The sequence below is a fragment of the Streptomyces silaceus genome (assembly GCF_001419745.1).
Taxonomy (GTDB): Bacteria; Actinomycetota; Actinomycetes; order Streptomycetales; family Streptomycetaceae; genus Streptomyces; species Streptomyces silaceus.
In genome coordinates this window covers 1-16,608 of record NZ_LIRJ01000117.1, presented here as the reverse complement: position 1 = coordinate 16,608, position 16,608 = coordinate 1, and the positions used below count along the sequence as shown (strand labels likewise).

General features: G+C 69.1%; 14 protein-coding genes. 6 read left to right on the top strand and 8 right to left on the bottom strand.

The genetic code is table 11. The annotated features are described in order from the left end of the window. Positions 1-94 precede the first annotated feature (94 nt). The 3 genes from AOK22_RS13280 to AOK22_RS13270 all read right to left on the bottom strand — a co-directional run bounded on the left by AOK22_RS13280 (position 95) and on the right by AOK22_RS13270 (position 1,892). Entirely contained in the window at positions 95-463 is a 369-nt protein-coding gene (locus AOK22_RS13280; protein WP_055698845.1) for a DUF6113 family protein, read from the bottom strand. Between the two features lie 218 nt (positions 464-681). Continuing rightward, complete coding sequence (mshB, locus tag AOK22_RS13275; protein ID WP_055698827.1) at positions 682-1,629, bottom strand: N-acetyl-1-D-myo-inositol-2-amino-2-deoxy-alpha-D-glucopyranoside deacetylase; 948 nt, start codon at positions 1,627-1,629, stop codon at positions 682-684. Between the two features lie 68 nt (positions 1,630-1,697). Then, the gene (locus AOK22_RS13270; protein WP_055698844.1) at positions 1,698-1,892 is read right to left on the bottom strand and encodes a hypothetical protein; all 195 of its coding nucleotides are present in this window, start codon (positions 1,890-1,892) and stop codon (positions 1,698-1,700) included. 147 nt (positions 1,893-2,039) lie between these two features. On the opposite strand from AOK22_RS13270, the gene AOK22_RS13265 reads away from it, so the two are divergent. After that, on the top strand, positions 2,040-4,214 hold the full coding sequence (locus tag AOK22_RS13265) for a S9 family peptidase (RefSeq protein WP_055698826.1): 2,175 nt from the start codon (positions 2,040-2,042) through the stop codon (positions 4,212-4,214). 150 nt (positions 4,215-4,364) lie between these two features. On the opposite strand, the gene AOK22_RS13260 is transcribed toward AOK22_RS13265, so the two are convergent. From AOK22_RS13260 to AOK22_RS13240, 5 genes are all read right to left on the bottom strand, one after another. Continuing rightward, the gene (locus AOK22_RS13260; RefSeq protein WP_055698825.1) at positions 4,365-5,504 is read right to left on the bottom strand and encodes an ABC transporter ATP-binding protein; all 1,140 of its coding nucleotides are present in this window, start codon (positions 5,502-5,504) and stop codon (positions 4,365-4,367) included. After that, the gene (locus AOK22_RS13255; protein ID WP_055698824.1) at positions 5,491-6,486 is read right to left on the bottom strand and encodes an ABC transporter ATP-binding protein; all 996 of its coding nucleotides are present in this window, start codon (positions 6,484-6,486) and stop codon (positions 5,491-5,493) included. Before AOK22_RS13255 ends, AOK22_RS13260 begins: the two co-directional genes overlap by 14 nt. A 6-nt stretch (positions 6,487-6,492) precedes the next feature. Continuing rightward, positions 6,493-7,464 (bottom strand): ABC transporter permease, encoded by a 972-nt coding sequence (locus tag AOK22_RS13250; protein ID WP_055698823.1) that lies wholly within the window; start codon positions 7,462-7,464, stop codon positions 6,493-6,495. Next, positions 7,457-8,380 carry an ABC transporter permease gene (locus tag AOK22_RS13245; RefSeq protein WP_055698822.1) on the bottom strand — a complete coding sequence of 308 codons (924 nt, stop codon included), beginning with the start codon at positions 8,378-8,380 and terminating at the stop codon, positions 7,457-7,459. The genes AOK22_RS13250 and AOK22_RS13245 overlap by 8 nt, the downstream gene beginning before the upstream one ends. Before the next feature lie 68 nt (positions 8,381-8,448). Then, entirely contained in the window at positions 8,449-10,083 is a 1,635-nt protein-coding gene (locus AOK22_RS13240; RefSeq protein ID WP_055698821.1) for a peptide ABC transporter substrate-binding protein, read from the bottom strand. A gap of 404 nt (positions 10,084-10,487) precedes the next feature. Here AOK22_RS13240 and AOK22_RS13235 point away from each other — a divergent pair, with 404 nt between their 5' ends. From AOK22_RS13235 to AOK22_RS13215, 5 genes are all read left to right on the top strand, one after another. Next, complete coding sequence (locus AOK22_RS13235) at positions 10,488-11,513, top strand: ABC transporter permease (RefSeq protein WP_079036536.1); 1,026 nt, start codon at positions 10,488-10,490, stop codon at positions 11,511-11,513. A gap of 88 nt (positions 11,514-11,601) precedes the next feature. Further along, entirely contained in the window at positions 11,602-13,389 is a 1,788-nt protein-coding gene (locus AOK22_RS13230; protein WP_055698819.1) for an ABC transporter substrate-binding protein, read from the top strand. Between the two features lie 88 nt (positions 13,390-13,477). Then, positions 13,478-14,458, top strand: coding sequence for an ABC transporter permease (locus AOK22_RS13225; RefSeq protein ID WP_055698818.1), 981 nt, complete (start codon positions 13,478-13,480; stop codon positions 14,456-14,458). 13 nt (positions 14,459-14,471) lie between these two features. Beyond that, entirely contained in the window at positions 14,472-15,497 is a 1,026-nt protein-coding gene (locus tag AOK22_RS13220; RefSeq protein WP_055698817.1) for an ABC transporter ATP-binding protein, read from the top strand. Between the two features lie 26 nt (positions 15,498-15,523). Continuing rightward, positions 15,524-16,564, top strand: a complete 1,041-nt coding sequence (locus tag AOK22_RS13215) for an ABC transporter ATP-binding protein (RefSeq protein ID WP_055698816.1) — start codon at positions 15,524-15,526, stop codon at positions 16,562-16,564. Positions 16,565-16,608: the final 44 nt, after the last annotated feature.

Here is a 16,608-nt window from a genome sequence, read left to right as displayed (position 1 = left end):
GAGGCTCGGCGGCCGCACCACCATACTGGCCGCCGTCGGCACTCCTCCCGTGACCGGCGTCAAACCCGGGCGGGACACGGGCCGAAGTGGTACGTCACTTGCCAAGTCGGGCGGCGGACCCGCCCGGTTGCGGGCGCTGCCCGAGCGTGGCGCACATCACAGCCACGGCCATGCCGCCCAGCAGGAAGCCGTAGGAGCCGGCTCCCGCGCCGAAGAGGAAGTCCCCCTCGGGTCTGGTGGCGGTCAGCAGCATGACCGCGACCAGCCAGCCGGCGGCGGGCGCCACGGCCCCCGCTCTGGTGCCGATCGCGCGCGCCCCGCCGTAGAAGGCGCCGGCCGCGCCGAGAAGCGCGATGAGCAACCCGGCGGGGAAGAAGCCGCCTTGGACGAGCGCGCCCGCGACGCCGACGAGGGCGCCGAGCACGAACAGCCCGAGGTAGGCGGCGAGTCGTCCCGCCCGCAGCGGCTGGGCGAGGAAGCTGCCCGCGGGCGCCGCGACGGCCGCTCCGGACGCCGCGGGGGAACCGGAAGCGGAACCAGAAACGGAAGAGGCCTTGGCGGCGCCCGAAGACCCCTTGGCGGATCCGGAGGACCCCTTGGCGGCGCCCGAAGACCCCTTGGCGGCCCCGGAGCCCGACGCTCCGCCGGAGTCGGCCCCCGACGAGGCACGCGATCGCGTACTCACAGCGCGGTCACCTCCGCCGCATCCGTCACCCTTTCGAGCCCCGCGAACAGATCGCTCTCGCGGGCCACGCCTTCCTTCGAGGGTCCCACGGGGCCCTCGGTCGACGCCTCACCCCGGACCAACTCGTAATACTCCACGTCGAAGATCGGCTGCGCGAGGTCGTTGGAGAGGACGAAGAGCGGACCGCTCACCGTGATCTGGGTGGCGTGGGCGGCCATGGCCGCCGCCTTGGCCGCCTTGTAGGGGCGGCCGTCGATCTCCGTCGTGATCCGCTCGTCGTCGGTGACGCCCGGCACGTCCGCGACGGCGGCGGGCGTGCGGAAGGGTGAGTGCCCCAGCGCGCCCCCCATCCACCGGAACCTTTCCTCGACCACGGAGCGCGGGGCGCGGTTCCAGTAGATCTTGTCGATGGTGTGCGGCTCGCCGAGGTCGGCGCGGAAGGCCTCCTCGGCCGCGAGGTCGGCGGCGCGCATGGCGACGCGGTGCGCCTGGATGTGGTCCGGGTGGCCGTATCCCCCGTCGGGGTCGTACGTCACCAGGACCTGCGGGCGGACCTCGCGGATCACCTCGACGAGGTGGGCCGCGGCCTCGTCCGGGTCGGCCGACCAGAACGCGCCGGGGCGGTGGTTCTGCTCGACGCCCATCATCCCGGAGTCGCGGTAGCGCCCGGTGCCGCCGAGGAAGCGGTGGTCGGTGACCCCCAGCTCCTTCATCGCGGCGGCCAGCTCCCCGATGCGCTGGGCGCCCAGGGAGTCCTCGCGGTCGGCGGCGAGATGGGCGAGCTCGGCCGGGATGACCTCGCCCTCCTCGCCCAGCGTGCAGGTCACCAGGGTGACGTGGGCGCCCTCGGCCACGTACTTGGCCATGGTCGCGCCGGTGGTGATCGACTCGTCGTCGGGGTGCGCGTGCACGAGGAGCAGGCGCCGGGCGGGCAGTTCCGTCATGGGACCACCCTACGAGCACCGCGGGGACCCTTCAGAACGTGCGGGCACGCCCCGAAGGGTCACGGCGGTCAGAACTTGATGTCGCCGATCATCCCCGCGACGTTCGTCGTCAGCTCGTTGATGGTCGGCGCGATGGACGAGCTCGCCAGGTAGAAGCCGAGGAGCATGCAGACGACCGCGTGCCCCGCCTTCAGCCCTGACTTCTTGACCAACAGGAAGACGATGATCGCCAGCAGCACCACCGCCGAAATCGAGAGTGCCACGGCGGTCACCTCCAAGTCGTTGCCGTAACCCAGTGCGGACGCCAGCAGGTTCATACCCACCAAGCGCTACGGATCATAACTATCCGTGCGGACGCATGAGTCGGAGCACGGCAGCACAGGGGGGCGCATGCGCCATAAGGTCGGGGGATGACGTCCGAGAACCCCGGAATTCCCAGGCCCGACGAGAGCCCGGCGCAACCGCTCTCCTTCCCGCGGCAGCACGCCCGAACGCAGCGTTTCAACCTGGGCGCGCCCCGTGCGTTCACGGTCGCGCCGGACGGCGCGCGCGTCGCCTTCCTGCGGTCGTCCGACGGCACGGACCGGGCCCAGCGGCTCTGGGTCCTCGACCTTGCGGACGGCAACGCCGAGCGCGTGGCGGCCGATCCGGGGCTGCTGCTCGGGGGCGCGGCCGAGCGGCTCTCCGCCGCCGAGCGGGCCCGGCGCGAGCGCAGCCGCGAGGGCGGCGCGGGCATCGTGGCCTATGCGACGGACGCGGCCGTGGAGCTGGCGGCGTTCGCGCTGTCGGGCCGGCTCTTCACGGCGGAGCTGCGCGCGGGCACGGCCCGCGAACTGCCCGTGCCGGGACCGGTGATCGACCCGCGCCCCTCCCCCGACGGGCGCCATGTCGCCTACGTCGCCCGGGGCGCCCTGCGCGTGACCTCGGCCGACGGCGCGGACGACCGCGCCCTCGCCGCGCCGGAGGCGGGCGAGGAGGAGACCGTGACGTACGGCGTCGCGGAGTTCATCGCGGCCGAGGAGATGGCGCGTTCCCGCGGGTTCTGGTGGTCGCCGGAGTCGGACCGGCTGCTGGTCGCGCGGGTCGACGACGCCCCCGTCCAGCGCTGGTGGATCGCCGATCCGGCGAACCCGGACCGCGAGCCGGCCGCGGTCGCCTACCCGGCCGCGGGCACGCCCAACGCGGACGTGCGGCTGTTCGTCCTGGGCCTGGACGGCTCGCGTGTCGAGGTGCTCTGGGACCGTGTCCGCTTCCCGTACCTCGCGCGCGTGCACTGGTCGGCGGACGGCGCGCCCCTGCTGCTCGTGCAGTCCCGCGACCAGGGGAGCCAGCTGTACCTCGCGGTGAACCCGGACGACGGGGCGACGCGGATGGTGCATGCGGAGGAGGATGCGGAATGGCTGGAACTTTTCGCCGGTGTGCCGTGCTGGTCGCCCAGTGGCAAGCTGGTGCGGATCGTGGACGAGGGCGGCGCGCGGGTGCTCGCCTGGGGTGAACGGCCGCTGACCGGACCGCAGTTGCAGGTCCGCGCGGTGCTCGACGTGACCGAGGAGGACATCCTGGTCGCGGCCTCGGCGGGCGAGGAGGCGGCCGACCCGGAGATCGGCGAGGTGCACGTCTACCGCGTCAACGAACTGGGCGTGGAGCGCGTCTCGCGCGAGCCCGGCGTGCACTCGGCGGTCCGCGCGGGCGGCGTCACCGTGCTGGTGTCGGCCACGCTGGACCGTCCCGGCGCTCGGGTCCAGGTGCTGCGCGAGGGCAAGCAGGTGGCGACCGTCGCCTCACACGCCCAGCGCCCAGGGCTCACGCCGCGCGTGACGCTCACGGAAGGGGGCACGCGCAGGATTCCGTGCGCCGTCCTGCTCCCCACGGATTACAAGGAGGCCGACGGACCGCTTCCGGTACTGCTCGATCCGTACGGCGGCCCGCACGGCCAGCGCGTCCAGCGGGCGCACAACATCTTCCTGACCTCGCAGTGGTTCGCCGACCAGGGCTTCGCGGTGATCGTCGCGGACGGCCGCGGCACCCCGGGCCGCTCCCCCGCGTGGGAGAAGTCGGTCAAGAACGACATGACGCTCACGCTCGACGACCAGGTCGACGCGCTGCACTCGCTCGCGGCGACCGGGCAGTACCCGCTCGACCTGGACCGGGTGGCGATCCGCGGCTGGTCCTACGGCGGCTATCTCGCGGGCATGGCGGCGCTGCGACGCCCCGACGTGTTCCACGCGGCGGTGGTCGGCGCCCCGGTGACGGACCTGCGGCTCTACGACACGCACTACGAGGAGCGGTACCTGGGCGACCCCGCCAAGAACCCGGAGGTCTACCGCAAGAACTCGCTCATCTGGGACGACGGCCTGGTCGAGGCGGCCGAGCCGCACCGCCCGATGCTGATCGTGCACGGTCTGGCCGACGACAACGTGGTGGTGGCGCACGGGCTGCGCCTGTCCTCGGCGCTGCTGGCGGCGGGCCGCCCGCACGAGGTCCTGCCGCTGTCGGGCGTCACCCACATGACCCCGCAAGAGCAGGTCGCGGAGAACCTGCTGCTGCTCCAGGTGGACTTCCTGAAGCGGTCGCTGGGCCTCTAGCGGCCCGTAAGAACGGAAGAACCGGCCGGGGTGACATGGCGGCACCCCGGCCGGTCTACGGCACCCGCACGGCCGTACGCCCTCCAGCGTGCCCCGTCCGTATATCGGTGCTGCGACGGCGGCATTACCCGCGCGTTAAGCCGCGGCCGGCTACGGCACGACCTGCTTCTCCTCGGCGAAGTGACAGGCCGAGTCGTGCGCGGCGGGGCTGTCGGCGAGCCGGAACTCGGCGGGCACCGCGAGTTCGGGGACCTCCAGACGGCACCGCTCCTGCGCCTTCCAGCAGCGGGTGCGGAAGCGGCAGCCCGAGGGCGGGTTCGCGGGCGAGGGCACGTCACCGCTGAGGATGATCCGCTCCCGGTGCTCGCGCGCCTCGGGGTCGGGGACCGGGACGGCGGAGAGCAGCGCCTGGGTGTAGGGGTGCGTGGGGTGGTCGTAGATCTGCTCGTCCGAGCCGATCTCCACGATCCGCCCGAGGTACATCACACCGACCCGGTCGGAGATGTGCCGCACGATGGACAGGTCGTGGGCGATGAAGACGTAGCTCAGGTCGAACTCGTTCTGGAGTTTCTCCAGGAGGTTGACGACCTGGGCCTGCACGGAGACGTCGAGCGCGGAGACCGGCTCGTCGGCGACGATCACCTCGGGCCGCAGCGCGAGGCCGCGGGCGATGCCGATGCGCTGGCGCTGGCCGCCGGAGAACTGGTGCGGATAGCGGTTGATGTACTCGGGGTTGAGCCCGACCACGTCGAGCAGCTCCTGCACCTTCTGCCGCCGCGAGCCCTTCGGCGCGACCTCGGGGTGGATCTCGTACGGCTCCCCGATGATGTCGCCCACCGTCATCCGGGGATTCAGCGAGGTGTACGGGTCCTGGAACACCATCTGGATGTTCCTGCGGACCGCCTTCAGCGCGCGCCCGGACAGCTTGGTGATGTCCTCGCCCTTGTAGCGGATCTCGCCCGCGGTGGGCCGCTCCAGGTTGACGAGCATCTTCGCGACGGTCGACTTGCCGCAGCCGGACTCCCCCACGATGCCGAGCGTCTCGCCCTGGTTGAGGTCGAAGTCGACGCCGTCCACGGCCTTGACCGCGCCGACCTGCTTGCGGATCAGGATGCCCTGGGTCAGCGGGTAGTGCTTGACCAGGCCGCGCACCTGGAGGATCGGCTCGTGTCCGGAGGCCGAGCCGTGCGCGGCGAACTCCGACTCCGCGCGCGCCTTGTCCATCAGCTGCCGCGCGGTCTCCCCCTCCTCCTCCAGCCGCTTCTTGCTCACGTGTTCACCGTGCGGCATCGAGCGTCTCCTTCCAGAAGTGGCAGGCGCTCCTGCGCTCGGCGGCGAGGCCCTCGTACGTCACCCGCGCGAGCGGCGGCTCGTCGGTGCGGCAGACGTCCTGGGCCATGGGGCAGCGGGGGTTGAAGGCGCAGCCGGGCGGGATGTTCATGAGGTTCGGCGGCAGGCCCTTGATCGCGTAGAGCTCCTGGCCCTTCTGGTCCAGGCGCGGGATCGATTCGAGCAGGCCCCGGGTGTAGGGGTGGGCGGGGGCCCGGTAGATCTCGTGGACGGGGGCCTTCTCGACGATGCGGCCCGCGTACATCACGGCGATCGAGTCGGCGACGTCGGCCACCACGCCGAGGTCGTGGGTGATGAGGATCAGGCCCATGTTCATCTCGCGCTGGAGCTCGGCGAGCAGATCCATGACCTGGGCCTGGACCGTCACGTCGAGGGCGGTGGTCGGCTCGTCCGCGATGATCAGCGAGGGTTCGAGCGCCATCGCCATGGCGATCATGATGCGCTGGCGCATGCCGCCGCTGAACTGGTGCGGGTACTGCCCGACGCGCTCCTTGGCGGCCGGGATGCGCACCCGGTCCATCAGCTCGACGGCCTTGGCCTTCGCGTCCTTGCGGGACATGCCCCGGTGGACGACGTACATCTCGCCGAGCTGTTCGCCGACGCTGAGCACCGGGTTCAGCGAGGAGAGCGCGTCCTGGAAGATCATCGCCATCCCGGCGCCGCGCACCTTGCGCCGCTCGTCCTCCTTGAGCTTCAGGAGGTCCTGGCCCTGGAAGAGGATCTCGCCCGAGGTGATCCGGCCGGGCGGGATGTCGAGGATGCCCATCACGGCCTGGGCGGTCACGGACTTGCCGGAGCCGGACTCGCCGAGCACGGCGAGCGTCTCACCGGCGTCGACGCTGTAGTCGACGCCGTTGACGGCCTTGGCGACCCCGTCGCGGGTGTGGAACTCCACGTGCAGATCGCGCACTTCGAGCAGCATGGGCGGCTACCTCAGCTTCGGGTCGAGGGCGTCGCGCACCGCGTCGCCGAGCATGATGAACGCGAGCACGGTGATCGCCAGGGCCCCGGCCGGCCAGAGCAGCATGTGCGGGGCGTTGCGGATGTACTGGGAGGCGGCCGAGATGTCGATGCCCCAGCTCACCGTCGGCGGCTTCAGGCCGACGCCGAGGTAGGAGAGGGTGGCCTCCAGGGCGATGTACGTACCCAGTGCGATGGTCGCCACGACGATCACCGGGGCGACGGCGTTCGGCGTGATGTGGCGCAGCAGCATCCGGGAGTTGGAGGCGCCGAGCGCCCGCGCCGCCTGGACGTAGTCGTTCTGCTTGGCGGTGATGACCGAGCCGCGCGCGATGCGGGAGATCTGCGGCCAGCCGAGCAGCACCATGAAGCCGACCACCGGCCACACCGTCGAGCTGGTCACCACCGACAGGAGCACCAGGCCGCCGAGGACGACGGGGATGGCGAAGAAGATGTCGGTGATGCGGGAGAGGATCGCGTCCCAGACTCCGCCGAAGAACCCGGCGAGCCCGCCGAGCACGCTGCCGAGGACCGCGACGCCGAGCGTGGCGCAGACGCCGACGGTGACCGAGACCCGGGTGCCGTACACGACCCGTGTGTAGACGTCGCAGCCCTGCTCGTTGAAGCCGAAGGGGTGGCCGGGCGCCGAGCCCTTGCGGGCGTTGGCGAGGTCGCAGTCGAGCGGGTTGCCGGAGGCGATGAGCGAGGGCCAGATCGAGATGATCACGAGGAAGAGGATCACCAGGCCCGAGACGATGAAGATCGGGTTGCGCCGCAGGTCGTGCCAGGCGTCCGACCACAGGCTGCGCGCCGGGGAGGAGGGTCCGGTGCCGTCGGGCCCGCCCGGGGCCAGAGAGGTCGCCTCGCTCGTGGCCAGGTCCATCGCGCCGCCCGCACCGGTCGCGGCGATGGCGCCCTGCGGCTCCATGGGTTCAGGCATAGCGGATCCTCGGGTCGAGTACGGCGTACAGGAGGTCGACGATCAGGTTGGCCACCAGGAAGACCAGGACGAGGACCGTCACGAAGCCGACGACGGTCTGCGTGCTCTGCCGCAGGATCCCCTGGTAGAGCTGGAAGCCGACGCCGTGGATGTTGAAGATCCGCTCGGTGACGATCGCGCCGCCCATCAGCGCGCCGACGTCCGTGCCGATGAAGGTGACCACGGGGATCAGCGAGTTGCGCAGCAGGTGCCGGGTGATGACGCGGCGCCGGGGCAGGCCCTTGGCGACGGCGGTGCGGACGTAGTCGGCGCGCCGGTTCTCCGCGATGGAGGTGCGGGTCAGGCGGGTCACGTACGCCAGGGACACCGAGGCGAGCACGAGTCCTGGGACGAGCAGTTCGTTGAAGGGCGCCTCCGGCGAGACGGAGGGTTTGATCACGCCCCAGTTGACGCCGAGCAGCAGCTGCAGCACGAGGCCGGTGACGAAGGTGGGGATGGAGATGACGACGAGCGTCAGGAGCAGCACCACGGTGTCGACCGGCCGGCCGCGGCGCAGCCCGGTGAGCACGCCGAGCGAGATGCCGATGACGATCTCGAAGACGATGGCGACGATGGTGAGCCGGATGGTGACCGGGAAGGCGGCCGACATCAGCTCGGTGACCTTCTGGCCGTTGAAGGCGGTGCCGAAGTCACCGGTGAAGACGTTGCCCATGTACGTCAGGTACTGCTGCCACACCGGCTTATCGAGGCCGAACTCCTTCTTCAGCTGGGCGGCCGTGGCGGGGTCGCACTGGCGGTCGCCGCACAGGCCCGCGACGGGGTCGCCCATCACGTTCACCATCAGGAAGATCAGCAGCGTGGCGCCGAAGAAGACCGGGATCATCTGCAGCAGACGCCGGATCACATAACGTCCCATGGGGGCTCCGGGATTAGGGGGAGCGGCCGCCGGGCGCCCTCGGCGGGCAGGCGGCCGCTCCCGGCGTCTCAGTTGACCTTGATCTCGTTGTAGACCGGCACGCTGAACTGGTTCAGCGAGACGTCGGAGACCTTGTCGGAGTAGCCGGCGCTGCCGTTCTGGTACCAGAGCGGGATGGACGCCATGTCCTTGGCGAGGATCTTCTCGGCGTCCTGGAACGTGGAGACGGCCTTGGCGGTGTCGGTCTCCGCGTTGGCCTCGTTCACGAGCCTGTCGAAGTCCTTGCTGGAGTACTTGCCGTCGTTGGACGGGGCGTCGGTGAAGTACACCGGCTCCAGGAAGTTCTGGATCAGCGGGTAGTCCATCTGCCAGCCGGAGCGCCAGACGCCGTCGAGCTCCTGCTTGGAGGCCTTGCTGCGGAAGTCCGCGAAGGTGCCGACGGGGTTGCCGACGCAGGCCTTGTCGTTGCCGAGCGCCTTGTTGATGGAGTTGCAGACGGCGTCGACCCACTCCTTGTGCGAGCCGGTGTCCGCGTTGTACGTGACCTTGAGGGTGCCGCCGGGGATGCCGCCGCCCTCCTCGACCAGCTTCTTGGCCTGCGCGGCGTCGTACGTGCAGGCGTCGCCGCAGAGGCCGGACTTGTAGCCGCCGTCCTCGCCGAGCACCGGGGAGGTCCAGTCGGTGGCGGGCGTCCGCGTCTTCTGGAAGATCGTGTCGGTGATCTGCTCGCGGTTGATCGCCATGGACAGGCCCTGGCGGACCTTCTCCATGCCCGGCTTGGTCCACTTGCTGTCGTAGAAGGGGAAGGCCAGGGTCTGGATGATGCCGGCGGGGGTGTTGATGTACCGGTCGCCGAGGTCGGCCTTGGCGTTCTTGAGCTGGGAGGCCGGCACGTCGTCGACGAGGTCGAGGTTGCCGGCCATCAGGTCGGTGTAGGCCGTGTTGTTGTCGGTATAGACCTTCATGTCCACACCGCCGTTCTGCGCCTTGTCGTCACCGGGGTACTTGTCCCACTTGCGCAGGGACATCTTCGAGCCCTTGGTGTACGAGTCGACGGTGTACGGACCGTTGCCGACGGGCTTCTTGAGCCAGCCGTCGTGGTCGTCGTAGAACGCCTTGGGCAGCGGCGCGAAGGCCGGATAGCCGAGGGTGTCGGGCCAGGTGGAGAACTTCTGGGTGAGCTTGACGGTGAACGTCTTCTCGTCGACGACCTTCAGCCCGGAGAGCGTCTGGGCGCTCGGGTCGCCCTTCTCCGGGTGGACCTTGTCGTACCCCTCGATATAGCCGAAGAAGTAGGCGTTCTTCTGGTTGTTCTTGAGGTTGGCGCCGTAGTTCCAGGCGTCGACGAAGGACTTGGCGGTGACCTTCTCGCCGTTGCTGAAGGTCCAGCCGTCCTTGACCTCGACCGTGAAGTTCTGGGCGTCCTCGGTCTTGATCGACTCGGCGAGCATGTCCTTGGCCTCGCCGGTCTTCGGGTCGTACCGCTTCAGGCCCCGGAAGACCATGTCGAGGATCTTGCCGCCCTGGACCTCGTTGGTGTTGGCGGGTTCCAGCGGGTTCTGCGGGTCGCCCCAGGAGGAGCTGACGATGCCGGAGCCGTCGCCGCCACCGCCGCCGCTGCTCCCCCCGCCACCACAGGCCGTCGCCGCGAGGGCGACGGCCACCGCACCTGCGGCCCACTTGGCGTGCGTGGCTCCACGCATGGAGTCCTCCTGTCCCGTGCTTCCTGCTGTTCCGACCGTCTGCGATGCGTGAGCTACCTCACGTATCGCCAAATATCGCCGCAGGAGGAATGAACCGCACATTTACCCCACCCGTATGAGGAGGAGGCCATCCGGATGTACGCATTCCGAGACACTCGCGCCCGTATATCGGACTCATTGCCGGAACCGCCCGCATATGCCCGGCCTTGTCCATCACCATTGATTACGCCAAGGCAATGTCAACGCCAAGCTTGAGTAAAGGTCTGGCCAAGGATCCCAAGACCGACTCAAAGCGGCTCACGATTCATTGACCGCGTGGGAAACGCCTTGCGAAAGTCGCGCCTAGCCCGTAGGTGCCTGGTTGTCCTGCGGATTCCTGACGACCCCTCCGGGCCTGGAGCGCCATGACCTCGCCAACTCCCGCCGCTGCCGCCACGCTTGAAGTGACGGACAAGACCGACGGCACGCCTACTACGCCCAAGGACCAGGGCGACAAGGGGCGTTCGCCGGGGCGCCTCGCCTGGAACCGGTTCAAGCGGGACAAGTCCGGCGTGATCGCCGCATGCGTCGTGCTCTTCTTCTTCGTCATCGCCATCTGCGCGCCGCTGATCGCCAAGGTCTACGGCAAGGATCCGTACACGACGTACGGGCAGAACGACCCGTCGCTCCTGAACGAGTTCGCTTATCCGTTCAAGCCGAACGGCGGCATCGACGGCGAGTTCTGGTTCGGCATCGAGCCCGGCCTCGGCCGGGACGTCCTGACCTTCCTGCTGTACGGCATGCGCAACTCGCTGCTGATCGCGGCGGCGACCACGATCCTGGTGACGCTCATCGGCATCGTCGTCGGCATCACGGCCGGCTATCTCGGCGGCAAGACCGACTACTTCATCGGCCGGGTCATCGACATCCTGCTGGCCTTCCCCTCGACGCTCTTCTTCATCGCCTTCTGGCCCGTGATGATCTCGGTGCTCGTGGCTCCGGAGGACAAGACGCCCACGTGGCTGACGGTCACCAGCCTCATCGCGGTGATGACGGCCTTCGGCTGGGCCTCCATCGCGCGTCTGCTGCGCGGCGAGGTGCTGGCCCTGCGCGAGCGGGAGTTCGTGGAGGCCGCGAAGGTGACCGGCGCCTCACCGGCCCGGATCATCTTCAAGGAACTGCTCCCCAACCTGTGGACGCCGATCCTCATCCAGGCCACGCTCGCGCTCCCGATGTTCGTGACCGCCGAGGCCGGACTCGCCTTCCTGGGCGTGGGCCTTCAGGAGCCCATCCCCGACTGGGGCGTGATGATCCAGCGGGCCTCCGAGGTGTACGAGCAGGACATCACGTACATGGCCTTCCCCGGCATCGCGATGGTGATCTTCGTGGTCGCCTTCAACCTCCTCGGCGACTCGGTGCGCGACGCGCTGGACCCGAAGACCAAACGCTGACACTCCCCCCCTGCCGGGCACACGCGACGGGGCAGTGCCGGGCCGTTCTCTCCGCTCCTCTTCTTCGACAATCAGGGTTGGTAGCCACATGTCTCTCTCCCGCAGAAACTTCGTCATCGCCACATCGGTCGCGGCCGGCGGCTCGATGGTCCTGTCCGCGTGCAGCAGCGGCGGCTCCGGTGGCGGCGAGGGCGGCGGCAATCATGGCGGCGCCACGGAGTACACGGGCGCCAGCGTCAACATCGGCACGGCGGAGGACTCGAAGGGTCCCGCCCCCGAGGTCGCGGGCGCGAAGAAGGGCGGCACCATCTACGGCGTCGCCGAGGACGACGTGTCGCACATGGACCCGCAGCGCATCTACTTCGCGTACAACTCCTCGGTCGCCAACCTCTACGCGCGCACCCTCACCGGCTACTACATCGACGACAAGGGCAAGATGACCCTGGTCGGCGACCTCGCCACCGACGTCGGCAAGGCGTCCAAGGACAACAAGACCTGGACCTTCACGCTGAAGGACGGTCTGAAGTGGCAGGACGGCAGCGAGCTCACCGTCGAGGACGTCCGGCACGGCTTCGAGCGTGCCTGGGCCCCGTTCATCACCGAGGGCGCCGCGTACGTCCAGATGGCGCTGACCGGCAAGGGCTCCAAGTGGCGTGAGGGCTACAAGGGCCCGTACGGCGGCGACCACCTGGACTCGATCGTCATCGACAAGGCGAAGAAGACGATCACCTTCAAGCTGAAGGAAGCCCGCCCGGACTTCAACTTCACGCTGGCGATGCACTCGTACGCCGCCACTCCGGTGAAGCACGACACCAAGGAGAAGTACGACAAGGCGCCGTTCTCCTGCGGCCCCTACATCGTCAAGAACCGCTCCATCGACAAGTCGATGACGCTGACGCGCAACAAGCACTGGGACCCGAAGACGGACCCGATCCGCACCGCCTACCCGGACAGCTTCGAGTTCGAGTTCGGCCCCACGGGCCTTGACTCCTGCGACCGATTCATCTCGGACCAGGGCAAGGACCAGCAGATGATCGCCATCTACGAGAACATCCCGGCCGAGCGCATGCAGAAGGTCCTCAGCGACCCGAAGCTCAAGGCGCGCACCTTCAACGGCCTGTCCTCGGGCACGTACTACTACGCCATCAACACCAAGCGCATCACCGACGTCGAGGTCCGCAAGGCCCTCAACGTCGCGTGGCCGCTGGAGCAGATCCGCCGGATCTACGGCGGCGAGTCCGCGGGTGACCTCGCGACGACGATCCTCAGCCCCGACATCATCGGCCGCGAGAAGTTCGACGTCTTCGGCAAGCTGAAGAAGCCGCAGGGCGACCCGGCGGCCGCCAAGGCGATCCTGAAGAAGGCCGGCAAGCTCGGCCAGAAGATCGTCTACGCCTTCCCGCAGCGCCCCACGTACGACAAGACCAAGGTCGTCATCGAGAACGCGCTGAAGGCCGCGGGCTTCGACCCGGTCATCAAGCCGCTCAACTCGACGGACTACTACGACCAGGCGCAGCGCATCGACAACAAGTTCGACGTCATGTGGTTCGGCTGGTCCCCGGACTGGCCGACCGCCTACACGCTGATCCAGCCGCTCTTCGACGGCGACGCGATCGGTGACGGCCAGAACAACATCTCGCAGACCGACATCCCCTGGATCAACGAGGCGATCAAGAAGAACGCGGTCATCTCGGACGTGAAGGAAGCGGGCAAGGCCTGGGCCGAGCTCGACAAGAAGATCATGACCGAGGTCGTGCCGATCATCCCGGAGACCTACCAGCGCCGCTTCTACCTGCACGGCTCCAAGGTCGGTGGCGCCCAGCACGACCCGCAGTTCGCGGCGACGCTGATCTACAAGACGTACGTCAAGGCCTGACGACCGGCCCTTGAGGCGGGGCGGTTCCTCGACCGGGACCGCCCCGCCCCCTCCTCACCCACGGCATCCGTCAGGAAACCCAACTGCCATGCTCCGCTTCCTCCTTCGCCGCATCGCCGGTGGCGCGGTGATCCTGCTGATCATCAGCGTTCTCGTCTTCGTCCTCTTCTACGCCGCCCCGCGCGACCCCGCCCGGCTGGCCTGCGGCAAGGTCTGCTCCCCGGAGACGCTGGACCTGGTGCGGCACAACCTGGGGATCGCCGATCCGCTTCCGGTGCAGTACTGGCACTGGTTCGAGGGCCTGTTCGTGGGCCGTGACTACGCCAGTTACGGCAACTGTCCGGCGCCCTGCCTGGGTTACTCCTTCCGCAACCGCGAGCCGGTCCTCGGCACGATCCTGGACCGCTTCCCGACCACCGTCTCGCTGTCGCTGGGTGCCGCGGCCGTCTTCGTCGTCTTCGGTGTGGGCGCCGGCATGCTGGCCGCCGTCAAGCAGGGCAAGGCCGTCGACAAGATCGCCTCGTCCGCCTCGCTCATCGCGTCCTCGCTGCAGATCTACGTCGTCGGCGTCTTCGCCGTCTACCTCTTCGTCAACCAGCTGCAGTGGATGGACCGGCCGCAGTACACGCCGATCACCGAGAACCCCGGCGACTGGTTCTCGGGTCTGCTGATCCCCTGGCTCGTGCTCTCCCTGATCTTCACGGCGAACTACACCCGCATGACGCGCTCCCAGATGGTCGAGACGCTCAGCGAGGACTTCGTCCGCACGGCGCGCGCCAAGGGCCTCTCCAGCCGCTCGGTCTTCTTCCGCTTCGCCTGGCGGGGCGCGATGGGGCCGATCATCACCATCTTCGGTCTCGACCTGGGTGTGCTGCTCGGCGGCGCGATCATCACCGAGAAGACCTTCGCGCTGCACGGCATCGGCGACCTCTCGGTCCGTGCGGTCAACACGAGCGACCTGCCGATGCTGCTCGGCGTCGTCCTGGTCGCCGCCACCGCGATCGTCGTCTTCAACATCATCGTCGACGCGGTGTACGCCCTCATCGACCCGCGCGTGCGCCTCGCCTAGGGAGCCGGAAACCATGAGCACCCCCTTCCTCTCCGTACGCGACCTGCGCGTCCACTTCTCCACCGAGGACGGCGTCGTCAAGGCCGTCGACGGGCTCGACTTCGACCTGGAGAAGGGCAAGACCCTCGGCATCGTCGGCGAGTCCGGCTCCGGCAAGTCGGTCACCAACCTCGCCATCCTGGGCCTGCACCACAAGGACAGCACCGCCATCGACGGCGAGATCCTGCTGGACGGCCAGGAGCTCCTCACCGCCACCGAGCGGGAGCTGGAGCGGCTGCGCGGCAACAAGATGGCGATGATCTTCCAGGACGCGCTGGCCTCGCTGTCGCCGTACCACACCATCGGCCGGCAGATCGGCGAGACGTACCGCAAGCACACCGGCGCCTCCAAGAAGGAGGCGCGGGCGCGGGCCGTCGAGATGCTGACGAAGGTCGGCATCCCGCAGCCCGACCTGCGCGTGGACGACTACCCGCACCAGTTCTCCGGCGGTATGCGCCAGCGCGCGATGATCGCGATGTCGCTGGTCTGCAACCCGTCGCTGCTGATCGCGGACGAGCCGACGACCGCGCTCGACGTGACCGTCCAGGCGCAGATCATGGACCTCCTGAAGGACCTCCAGCAGGAGTTCGGCACGTCGATCATCTTCATCACCCACGACCTCGGCGTCATCGCCGACATCGCGGACGACGTCCTGGTGATGTACGGCGGCCGGTGCGTGGAGCGCGGCACGAAGAAGGAGGTGCTGCGCGCGCCGCAGCACCCCTACACCTGGGGCCTGCTGGGCTCGATGCCGTCGCTGGACGGTCCGGTGGACGTGCCGCTCTCGCCGATCCCGGGCACGCCGCCGAGCCTGCTCAACCCGCCGACCGGCTGCCGCTTCCACCCGCGCTGCGCGTTCACCGAGCAGGTCGGGGACGGGCGCTGCTCGGGCGAGCAGCCGCTGCTCGAACTGGCCGAGGGCCGGGGGGCCGCCTGCCACCTCACGGCGGCGCAACGGACCGAATTCTTCGCGGACTTCGCGGGCTCGCGGACCGACTGACGTACAAGAGACGGGATTTCACGACCATGAGCAGCACCACTCCCACTCCTCTCCTGGACGTCACGGGTCTGACCAAGCACTTCCCGGTGATGGGCGGCTTCCCGTTCAAGCGGAAGATCGGCGCCGTGCAGGCGGTGGACGGCCTGGACTTCACCGTGGCCGAGGGCGAGAGCCTGGGCCTGGTCGGCGAGTCCGGCTGCGGCAAGTCGACGACGGGCCGGCTGATCACGCGCCTGCTGGAGCCGACGGGCGGGAAGATCTCCTACCGCGGCCAGGACATCACGCACGCCTCGCGCAAGCAGCTGGCGCCGGTCCGCTCGGAGATCCAGATGATCTTCCAGGACCCGTACGCGTCGCTGAACCCGCGACAGACGGTCGGCAAGATCATCTCGGGGCCGATGGAGGTCAACGGCATCAACCCGCCGGGCGGCCGCGAGGCCCGCGTGCGGGAGCTCCTGGAGACGGTCGGCCTCAACCCCGAGCACTTCAACCGCTTCCCGCACGAGTTCTCCGGCGGTCAGCGCCAGCGCATCGGCGTGGCCCGCGCGCTGGCCCTCGAGCCCAAGCTGATCGTGGCGGACGAGCCGGTGTCGGCGCTGGACGTCTCGATCCAGGCGCAGGTCGTGAACCTGCTCCAGAAGCTCCAGAAGGACCTCGGGATCGCGTTCCTGTTCATCGCGCACGACCTCGCGGTGGTCCGCCACTTCTCGCAGCGCGTGGCGGTCATGTACCTGGGCCGGATCGTGGAGATCGCGGACCGCGAGGACCTGTACGACAACCCGCGCCACCCCTACACCAAGGCGCTCCTGTCGGCGGTGCCCGAGGCGACGGCGGACGACGTGCCGCGCCGCGAGCGGATCCTGCTCAAGGGCGACGTGCCGTCGCCGGTCAACCCGCCCTCGGGCTGCCGGTTCCGCACCCGCTGCTGGAAGGCGACGGACAAGTGCGCCACCGACGACCCGCCGCTGGTCCAGCTCGACGGCAACCGTACGGGACACCTGACGGCATGCCACTTCCCGGAGGACACGGCGGAGTTGGCGGTGCCGTCGGCGCGCAAGTCGCTCTGACCGCCGCCCGGCGCTGACGCCGGGACCGCCGTGGCGCCACGGCG

Excerpts from the sequence above, each read along its gene's own strand:
- mshB (WP_055698827.1), bottom strand. The coding sequence starts at position 1,629 with ATGACGGAACTGCCCGCCCGGCGCCTGCTCCTCGTGCACGCGCACCCC.
- AOK22_RS13265 (WP_055698826.1), top strand. The coding sequence starts at position 2,040 with ATGACGTCCGAGAACCCCGGAATTCCCAGGCCCGACGAGAGCCCGGCG.
- AOK22_RS13260 (WP_055698825.1), bottom strand. The coding sequence starts at position 5,504 with ATGCCGCACGGTGAACACGTGAGCAAGAAGCGGCTGGAGGAGGAGGGG.
- AOK22_RS13255 (WP_055698824.1), bottom strand. The coding sequence starts at position 6,486 with ATGCTGCTCGAAGTGCGCGATCTGCACGTGGAGTTCCACACCCGCGAC.
- AOK22_RS13250 (WP_055698823.1), bottom strand. The coding sequence starts at position 7,464 with ATGCCTGAACCCATGGAGCCGCAGGGCGCCATCGCCGCGACCGGTGCG.
- AOK22_RS13245 (WP_055698822.1), bottom strand. The coding sequence starts at position 8,380 with ATGGGACGTTATGTGATCCGGCGTCTGCTGCAGATGATCCCGGTCTTC.
- AOK22_RS13240 (WP_055698821.1), bottom strand. The coding sequence starts at position 10,083 with ATGCGTGGAGCCACGCACGCCAAGTGGGCCGCAGGTGCGGTGGCCGTC.
- AOK22_RS13235 (WP_079036536.1), top strand. The coding sequence starts at position 10,488 with ATGACCTCGCCAACTCCCGCCGCTGCCGCCACGCTTGAAGTGACGGAC.
- AOK22_RS13230 (WP_055698819.1), top strand. The coding sequence starts at position 11,602 with ATGTCTCTCTCCCGCAGAAACTTCGTCATCGCCACATCGGTCGCGGCC.
- AOK22_RS13225 (WP_055698818.1), top strand. The coding sequence starts at position 13,478 with ATGCTCCGCTTCCTCCTTCGCCGCATCGCCGGTGGCGCGGTGATCCTG.
- AOK22_RS13220 (WP_055698817.1), top strand. The coding sequence starts at position 14,472 with ATGAGCACCCCCTTCCTCTCCGTACGCGACCTGCGCGTCCACTTCTCC.
- AOK22_RS13215 (WP_055698816.1), top strand. The coding sequence starts at position 15,524 with ATGAGCAGCACCACTCCCACTCCTCTCCTGGACGTCACGGGTCTGACC.